Origin of the sequence: Isoptericola sp. NPDC057559, assembly GCF_042801555.1 — a bacterium.
GTDB lineage: Bacteria > Actinomycetota > Actinomycetes > Actinomycetales > Cellulomonadaceae > Isoptericola.
The window spans coordinates 22739-30019 of record NZ_JBHVFQ010000037.1; the positions used below are offsets into that span (position 1 = coordinate 22739).

Consider the following 7281-nt stretch of genomic DNA (forward strand, 5'->3'; position numbering starts at 1 on the left):
TGATCATGGGCTGCGGACGCGTCGGGTCGACGCTCGCGCAGACGATCGAGTCCCACGGCCACTCGGTGGCCGTCGTCGACCAGAACCCCGACGCGTTCCGCCGCCTGCCGGCCGGGTTCTCCGGCCAGAAGGTGACGGGCGTCGGCTTCGACCGCGACACCCTCGTCCAGGCCGGCATCGAGGACACGTACGCGTTCGCCGCCGTCTCGGACGGCGACAACTCCAACGTGCTCGCCGCGCGCGTCGCGCGCGAGACGTACGGCGTCGAGAACGTCGTGGCGCGCATCTACGACCCGCAGCGGGCCGAGATCTACCAACGGCTCGGCATCCCCACCGTCGCGACGGTGCGCTGGACGGCCGACCAGGTGCTGCGCCGGATGCTCCCGTTCGGGGCCACCGACGAGTACCGCGACCCGTCCGGGCAGGTACGCCTCGCCCAGGTCGACTACCACGCCGCCTGGGCCGGCACCACGGTGCGCCGCATCGAGGAGGCCACGGGCGCCCGCGTCGCCTTCCTGTCCCGGTACACCGACGGCGTGGTGCCCACCGCGTCCTCCGTGCTGCAGGAGAACGACGTGCTGCACGTGCTCATGCGCGTCGACGACGCCGCCGCCGTCGAGCGGGTCCTCACCCACGAGCCGCGGCAGGGGGACAGCTGATGCGCGTCGTCGTCGCCGGGGCCGGGTCGGTGGGCCGGTCCATCGCCCGCGAGCTGCTCTCGCACGACCACGAGGTCGTGCTCATCGACAAGAACCCCGCCGCGATGCGCGTGGCCCAGGTGCCGGAGGCGGACTGGCTGCTCGCCGACGCCTGCGAGCTGTCCTCGCTCGAGGCCACCGACGTGGCCAGCGCCGACGTCGTCGTGGGGGCCACGGGCGACGACAAGGCGAACCTCGTCTTCTCGCTGCTGTGCAAGACGGAGTTCGGCGTGCCGCGGACCGTCGCGCGCGTCAACAACCCGAAGAACGAGTGGATGTTCGACGGGTCGTGGGGCGTGGACGTCGCGGTGTCGACGCCGCGGATCATGACGGCGATGGTCGAGGAGGCCGTGGCGGTCGGCGACCTGGTGCGGATCTTCACGTTCCACCAGTCCGGCGCGGACATCGTCGAGGTGACGCTGCCCACCGACTCCCCGCTCGTCGGGGCGCGGGTCGGCTCCGTCGGCTGGCCCACGGACACGGTGCTCGCGTGCGTCGTGCGCGGCTCGCAGCCGCTCGCCCCGACGGTGGACGACACCCTGGAGTCGGGCGACGAGCTGGTGCTCGTCATGGGCAGCCAGGCGGACGAGGAGGCGCTCCAGCGGCTGCTGGCCACCGGCGGCCCGAGCGTCCCCGCGATCGAGGAGGGCGCCCCGCTCGTCGCCCCGGAGGCTGCGGCCACCACCCTCGACGCGGGCGACGACGACTTCTAGCGGCTCACCGGTAGTCGCGGCTCACCAGCGGCTCAACCGGCCGGCCGATCCTGGTCGGCGGGCCCGGCCGGCTCGCGGTCCTCGACCGCGGGCCGGTCGTCGCCGCCGTGCGCACCGCGCACGACGACCCACGTCAGCCACAGCACCAGGCCCCACAGCGGGACGCCGAGCACCAGGTGGGCGGTCCCCAGCCAGCCGATGTCGCCCGAGAAGTACAGCGGCACCTTGACCAGCAGCCGCACCGCGAACAGCCCCGCCCAGAACCACGTCGCGAGCGTGTACCGGCGCACGAGGTCCGGGTCCTTGCGCCAGGCGACCAGGGCCGCGAGCGGGTTCGGAGCGGTGTCCGCGCCGGCCGGGTCGGTGTGGGCGCCGTCGCCCCGGTCGGCCGGCTGCCCGCCGCGGGCGCGGTCGGCCGCGACGTCGGCGAGCCCGCCGCGCACGGCCTCGACCACGAGCCCGACGACGGGCCAGCGCAGCGCGAGCGACACGAGGATCACCGCGAGATACGCCGCGTTGGTCCACAGCCCCCACGCGTAGAAGTTCTGCGCCTCGCCCGAGCGCCACGCCCAGAAGACGCCGACGCCGATGCCGAGCAGCCCGCCGAGCGCCTGGGTGATCGGCGTGCGCTGCGCGAGGCGCGCGACGACGGCGACCAGCGCGGCACCCACCGACGCCACGAGGGCCCAGGTCAGCTCGGAGGTGATGACGTAGAGCACGACGAACACGAGGCCGGGCAGGACCGCCTCGACCACGCCGCGCGCGCCGCCGACCGCCTGCCCGAACGAGAACGACTCCCCCGTGACGGCGCGCACGCCGCGCCCGTCGGCCGCCGGGCCCTGCCCGGCGGCCCCGCCCGTCGCGTGGCTCACTCGCCGGCCCGCGCGCGCAGCTCGTAGCGGGGGTTGAACATGGTGCGGCGTCCGTCGACGTCGCAGACCAGGCCCTCCACGCGGATCCGACGACCCGGGTCGATACCGGCGATGGACCGGCGGCCGAGCCACACCAGGTCGAGCGAGCCCGACCCGTCGTACAGCTCCGCCTCGACGGTGGGGACGCCCTCGCGGGGCCGCAGCACGACCGAGCGCAGCGACCCGGCCGCGCTGGCGCGCCTGCGGTCGCTCAGCTCCGACACGGGCGTGCAGCCGCGGTAGGTGGCCGCCTCGTGCCGTTCCTCGTCGGCGGCGACCTCGTCGGCCGAGGCCAGCGCGTGCTGGACGGCGGTACGCAGGGACATCAGTGCTCCAGGCAGGTGGTCAGGGCCGTGGGCCGGTCACCGGATCTCGGTGATCTCCGGGCCGCGGGTCAGGGGGTCGAACGACGGCGTCTGCGGCGCGGCGCCGTCGGGGCCGTCCGCGGGCTCGCCGTCCGGGGTGCCGCCCTGGCGGGCGTTCTTCGGCAGCGAGAGGGTGAGCAGGTCGCGCGGCGGACGGGGGTTGCCGTCACGGACGACGACCACGTTCGCGAAGACGGACTCCAGCGGGCGCGCCGCCTCCGGGTCGATCGCGGCACGGCCGGACAGGACTCCGCGCAGGAACCAGCGCGGGCCGTCGAAGCCCACGAAGCGGGCGGGGCGCACGGCCGGCTGCCCGTCGGGGCCCGTGGCCGGGATGCGCGCGATCAGCTCGCGCCCGAACGTGCCCGGCACGTCGTCGACGGTGCCGCCCTGGCGGGTGATGGACGTACCGATCTCGGCGCGCACCTCGTCCCAGATCCCGTCCGTGCGGGGGGCCGCGAACGCCTGCACCTGCAGGCCGGACCCGCCGAGGGTCGCCGAGACACCGGTGACCTTCTGGGTCTTCTTGTCGACCTCCATGCGCAGCTCGAGGCCGGGCAGCACGGGCAGCCAGATGGCGCCCAGGTCCACGCGCGGGCCCATGCCCGTCACCTGGGAGGAGTCGAACGGCCCGCGCTCGGGGCGCTCCGTCGCGCCGGCGTCCTCGCCGTCGGCCGGAGCCGCGACCTCGGGCGCCGTCTCGCGGCCCTCGCCGGTCTCCTTCTTCGACGCGTTGCGCCGGAACAGCCCCACGGAGGATCTCCTTCTCGTCGTCCTGCTCGTCCGGTGATCGGTCCGAGCTGGTCCTACCCATCTCCCACAGTAGACCGGTTCGGCCCACCGCCGGCCCGACCGCGGCGTCGCCGGACGGCGCCGCCGGTCAGGCTCCTGCGAAGCCGCCGCTGGAGCCGAGGCCGCCGTCGCCGCGGTGCGAGCCCGGCAGGCTCGTCGCGACGAGGAAGCGGGCGTGCTCCACGCGCTGGACCACGAGCTGGGCCACCCGGTCGCCCCGGCGGAGGCGCACCGGCTCGGCCACGTCCGTGTTCAGGAGGATCACCTTGATCTCGCCGCGGTAGCCCGCGTCGATGGTGCCCGGCGCGTTCACCACGGTGACGCCGTGCTTCGCGGCGAGGCCCGAGCGCGGGTGCACGAACGCCGCGTACCCCTCCGGCAGCGCGATCGCGACACCGGTGGGCACCGTGACGCGGCCCTGCGGCGGGATCTCGACGTCCACGGTCGTCACGAGGTCGGCACCCGCGTCGCCAGGGTGCGCGTACGCGGGGGTCGGCACGTCCTCGAGCAGGGTGACGAGGACGTCCACGGTGCTCGCGTCGTGGCTCGCGGACGGGGTCACGGTCTGGCTGGCGGTGTCGGACACCCGCGAAGCGTAGCCGACCGAGCAGCCGACCGAGGGGCGGTCACCGGGCCCGCGCGGTGCTGGGATGATGGGCCCATGAGCGAGCCCCAGCCCGACCTCTCCCCCACCGCCGGACCGGCCTTCCGCGAGCGCCTCTCGCCCGGCCCGGGCGCCTGGTGCGGCGCGGTCGGGCTGGGGATCATCGTCGGGGTGACCCTGTGGCCGCTCGCGCACGCCGTCGGGGCGGTGATCGGGCTCGTCGTCGCGGCGGGCACGCTCGCGGCCCTCCTCGCCACCTCGCCCGTCATCGAGGTCGCGGACGGCCGGCTGCGCGCCGGCCGCGCGCAGATCGGGGTCGACGTCCTCGGCGAGATCACGACGATGGACAGCCCCGAGGAGATGCGCACCGCGCTGGGCACCGCCCTCGACGCCCGCGCCTTCGTGTGCCTGCGCGCGTGGGCGCGCACCGGGGTGCGCGCGGACCTCGAGGACCCGTTGGACCCGACGCCCTACTGGCTCCTGTCGACGCGGCGCCCGCAGGAGCTCGCCGCCGCGCTGCGCGGCTGACCGCCGCGGGCCCGCGCCCGGCGCGCCCGCCAGGAACGACGAAGGCCGTCACGTCCTCGACGTGACGGCCCGTGTCGTCCGTGGTGCTGCGCGCGCCCCCGGCGGTGGATCAGGGGCTGCGGCTCAGGCAGCGCACTCCGTGCAGATCATCTGGCCGTTCTTCTCGTAGGCCAGCTGGCTGCGGTGGTGGACGAGGAAACAGCTCGTGCAGGTGAACTCGTCGGCCTGGCGGGGCAGGACGCGGACCGCGAGCTCCTCGCCGGACAGGTCGGCGCCGGGAAGCTCGAAGCCTTCCGCGGCCTCCGTCTCGTCCTCGTCGACGACACCCGACGACTTGTCGGAACGACGCGCCTGGAGCTCCTGGATCGAGTCCTGCTCCACGTCCTCGTCGTTCTTGCGGGGGGCGTCGTAGTCGGTTGCCATCTGTGTGGTCACGCTCCGTGGTGTCGGTATCGGTACGCGCTGATAATGCTCGGTGACCGGGTTTTGTTCCCGGTCGGCCCACGGATTGTGCACCATTTCGGGCGGGCGCGCGACACCGCGAGGTGTTCCCCGTGTCACAGCACCGTCATCGGCCCCTGACCTGCGGCGACACCCGCGGTTGCGTGGCGTTCGCCGCCAGCGGACGGCCGAGCGGTGACGAACTTTTTCACCTCGCCCGACGACGCCCGCCGGCCCGAAACCGTTCGCCGTCAGGCGCCGCTGTCGGCGCCCGCGTCCTCGAGCAGCCGGACCAGCTCGTCGACCACGGGCGGCGCACCCGCGACCGTCATCGTGGTGCCCGGCCCGCGCCCCCGCAGCCCCCCGACCCACGCGCCGGCCTCGGCGGCCACGAGCGCGCCGGCCGCCAGGTCCCAGGGGTTGAGCCCGCGCTCGTAGTAGAGGTCGACCGCGCCGTCGGCCAGGAGGCACAGGTCGATCGCCGCCGACCCCAGGCGCCGGATGTCCCGCACCCGCGGCAGGACGTCCACCAGGACCCGGGCCTGCTCGGCGCGCCGCTCGCTCGCGTAGCCGAAGCCCGTGGCCAGCAGGGACCCGGCGAGCGACGCCGGACGGTTCACGTGCAGCGGCGTGCCGTCGCGCTCGGCGCCGCCCCCGCGGGCAGCGGTCCAGGTGCGGCCGTCGACGACCGAGTGCACGCACCCGGCCAGCGCCGTCCAGCGCTCCGGGTCGACCGGCCCGGCGACGACCGCCACGGACACCGCGTACGACGCGACGCCGTAGAGGTAGTTGACGGTGCCGTCGATCGGGTCGAGCACCCAGGTGAGGCCGGAGGTGCCGGGGACGTCGTCCCCCTCCTCGCCGAGGATCGCGTCGTGCGGCCGCTCCGCGGCGAGCCGCGCGCGCAGCAGCGCCTCCGACGCGCGGTCCATCTCCGTCACCGGGTCGACCGCGCTCGACTTGGTCGCCGCGACCTCCACGCGTGCCGGCCTCCCGTCGCGCACCAGCGCGCCGGCCTCGCAGGCGAGGCTGCGGGCCAGGGCGCGCAGCGCCTCGACGTCGTGCTCCGGGGTCGTCGTCGCGATGTCGTCCACGAGCTACATCTTCCCGGACCTGCGCCCCCAGCGCGCCGTCCAGCCCGGCCCGGGGTGCGGCACGGTCCACCCGCGCGCGAGCGACATGATGCGGAAGCCGAAGACGAGCGCCACGACGCCGAGCCCCGTCCACACCCCGAGCTCGCCGGCGTGCCACAGCGCCGCGGTGATGCCGGCACCCACCAGGGCGGGCACGGCGTAGAGCTGGCGGTCGGCGAACACGAGCGGCACCTCCCCCACGAGGACGTCCCGCAGGATGCCGCCGCCCACCGCGGTGAGCACGCCGACCACGACCGACGCCAGCACCCCCGCGCCGAGGCCGAGCGACTTCGTCGTGCCCTGGAGCACGAACAGCGCCAGCGCGGCGGCGTCCAGCACCAGGATGAAGCGGCGCATGCGCTCCAGGCCCGGGTGGAAGAAGAAGATGATGATCCCCGCGGCGAGGGCTGCGGCGACCAGCCGCCAGCTCGAGATCCCGACCGGCGGGGTGTCGCCGATGAGCACGTCGCGCAGGATGCCGCCGCCGAGGCCCGTGACCCACGCGAGCACGAGGACGCCGAAGGCGTCGAACCTCTTGCGCACGGCCGCGAGGCCGCCCGAGACCGCCGCGACGAAGACCGCGACGAGCTCGACGACGGAGACCGGGCCGGAGGTGAACGCATCCACGGGACGTCATCCTCGCAGGCGCCGTCCCGGTGGGCGCGCCAATCGACGGCACACCGACGCGCCTGCGCCGCACCGCACCGCGCCGGTGGCACCCTCGAACCGGCGGACCCGCCCCGACGGAACGTCACCGTGGGCGACCTGTGAGGGAGGAAGCATGGCCGAGCTCGAGCTCGTGAGGCTGCACGAGGACGGTGAGCGCCTGGTCCTGCGCGGCCCCGACGGCACCGAGAGCACCCTGCCCATCACGGAGGCGCTGCGCGCCGCGGTGCGACGGGACCGTCCGCGCACCGAGGCGCTGCGCGCCCAGGAGGCGACGACCCTGCGCCCCCGCGACCTGCAGGCGCGCCTGCGCGGCGGGGCGTCGGCCGAGGAGCTGGCCGAGGAGGCGGGCCTCCCTGTCGAGCACGTGCAGCGCTACGAGTGGCCGGTGGTCGCCGAGCGCGCCCACGCGATCAGCCAGGTGCGCGCC

General features: G+C 75.2%; 11 protein-coding genes. 4 read left to right on the top strand and 7 right to left on the bottom strand.

What is annotated here, in order from left to right; translation table 11 throughout:
• Window positions 1-5: 5 nt before the first annotated feature.
• Both ACFU5J_RS20435 and ACFU5J_RS20440 read left to right on the top strand, forming a co-directional pair.
• Window positions 6-659: a potassium channel family protein gene (locus tag ACFU5J_RS20435; protein WP_430579952.1), complete on the top strand. Its 654-nt coding sequence runs from the start codon at window positions 6-8 to the stop codon at window positions 657-659.
• Window positions 659-1411, top strand: a complete 753-nt coding sequence (locus tag ACFU5J_RS20440) for a potassium channel family protein (protein WP_430575924.1) — start codon at window positions 659-661, stop codon at window positions 1409-1411. The genes ACFU5J_RS20435 and ACFU5J_RS20440 overlap by 1 nt, the downstream gene beginning before the upstream one ends.
• A gap of 32 nt (window positions 1412-1443) precedes the next feature.
• Here the strand turns inward: ACFU5J_RS20440 and ACFU5J_RS20445 are convergent, their stop codons facing one another.
• From ACFU5J_RS20445 to dut, 4 genes are all read right to left on the bottom strand, one after another.
• A complete protein-coding gene (locus ACFU5J_RS20445; protein ID WP_430579949.1) occupies window positions 1444-2283 on the bottom strand; it encodes a DUF3159 domain-containing protein in 840 nt (279 codons plus the stop codon).
• Window positions 2280-2648, bottom strand: a complete 369-nt coding sequence (locus tag ACFU5J_RS20450; RefSeq protein WP_430575926.1) for an OB-fold nucleic acid binding domain-containing protein — start codon at window positions 2646-2648, stop codon at window positions 2280-2282. Before ACFU5J_RS20450 ends, ACFU5J_RS20445 begins: the two co-directional genes overlap by 4 nt.
• A 36-nt stretch (window positions 2649-2684) precedes the next feature.
• The gene (locus ACFU5J_RS20455; protein ID WP_430579950.1) at window positions 2685-3440 is read right to left on the bottom strand and encodes a DUF3710 domain-containing protein; all 756 of its coding nucleotides are present in this window, start codon (window positions 3438-3440) and stop codon (window positions 2685-2687) included.
• A 127-nt stretch (window positions 3441-3567) separates the two neighbouring features.
• Window positions 3568-4065, bottom strand: coding sequence for a dUTP diphosphatase (gene dut, locus ACFU5J_RS20460; RefSeq protein ID WP_430575928.1), 498 nt, complete (start codon window positions 4063-4065; stop codon window positions 3568-3570).
• A 75-nt stretch (window positions 4066-4140) separates the two neighbouring features.
• On the opposite strand from dut, the gene ACFU5J_RS20465 reads away from it, so the two are divergent.
• Window positions 4141-4611: a DUF3093 domain-containing protein gene (locus ACFU5J_RS20465; RefSeq protein ID WP_430575929.1), complete on the top strand. Its 471-nt coding sequence runs from the start codon at window positions 4141-4143 to the stop codon at window positions 4609-4611.
• Window positions 4612-4734: 123 nt separating this feature from the next.
• Here the strand turns inward: ACFU5J_RS20465 and ACFU5J_RS20470 are convergent, their stop codons facing one another.
• From ACFU5J_RS20470 to ACFU5J_RS20480, 3 genes are all read right to left on the bottom strand, one after another.
• Window positions 4735-5034, bottom strand: a complete 300-nt coding sequence (locus ACFU5J_RS20470; protein WP_429729811.1) for a DUF4193 domain-containing protein — start codon at window positions 5032-5034, stop codon at window positions 4735-4737.
• A 269-nt stretch (window positions 5035-5303) separates the two neighbouring features.
• Window positions 5304-6146: an inositol monophosphatase family protein gene (locus ACFU5J_RS20475; protein WP_430575930.1), complete on the bottom strand. Its 843-nt coding sequence runs from the start codon at window positions 6144-6146 to the stop codon at window positions 5304-5306.
• A 3-nt stretch (window positions 6147-6149) separates the two neighbouring features.
• Window positions 6150-6812 carry a trimeric intracellular cation channel family protein gene (locus ACFU5J_RS20480; RefSeq protein WP_430575931.1) on the bottom strand — a complete coding sequence of 221 codons (663 nt, stop codon included), beginning with the start codon at window positions 6810-6812 and terminating at the stop codon, window positions 6150-6152.
• A 154-nt stretch (window positions 6813-6966) separates the two neighbouring features.
• On the opposite strand from ACFU5J_RS20480, the gene sepH reads away from it, so the two are divergent.
• On the top strand, window positions 6967-7281 hold a 315-nt coding region (gene sepH / locus ACFU5J_RS20485; RefSeq protein ID WP_430579951.1), incomplete at its 3' end, for a septation protein SepH.

Coding starts and splice junctions, on each gene's coding strand:
- ACFU5J_RS20435 (WP_430579952.1), top strand. CDS start 6: ATGGGCTGCGGACGCGTCGGGTCGACGCTCGCGCAGACGATCGAGTCC.
- ACFU5J_RS20440 (WP_430575924.1), top strand. CDS start 659: ATGCGCGTCGTCGTCGCCGGGGCCGGGTCGGTGGGCCGGTCCATCGCC.
- ACFU5J_RS20450 (WP_430575926.1), bottom strand. CDS start 2,648: ATGTCCCTGCGTACCGCCGTCCAGCACGCGCTGGCCTCGGCCGACGAG.
- ACFU5J_RS20465 (WP_430575929.1), top strand. CDS start 4,141: ATGAGCGAGCCCCAGCCCGACCTCTCCCCCACCGCCGGACCGGCCTTC.
- ACFU5J_RS20470 (WP_429729811.1), bottom strand. CDS start 5,034: ATGGCAACCGACTACGACGCCCCCCGCAAGAACGACGAGGACGTGGAG.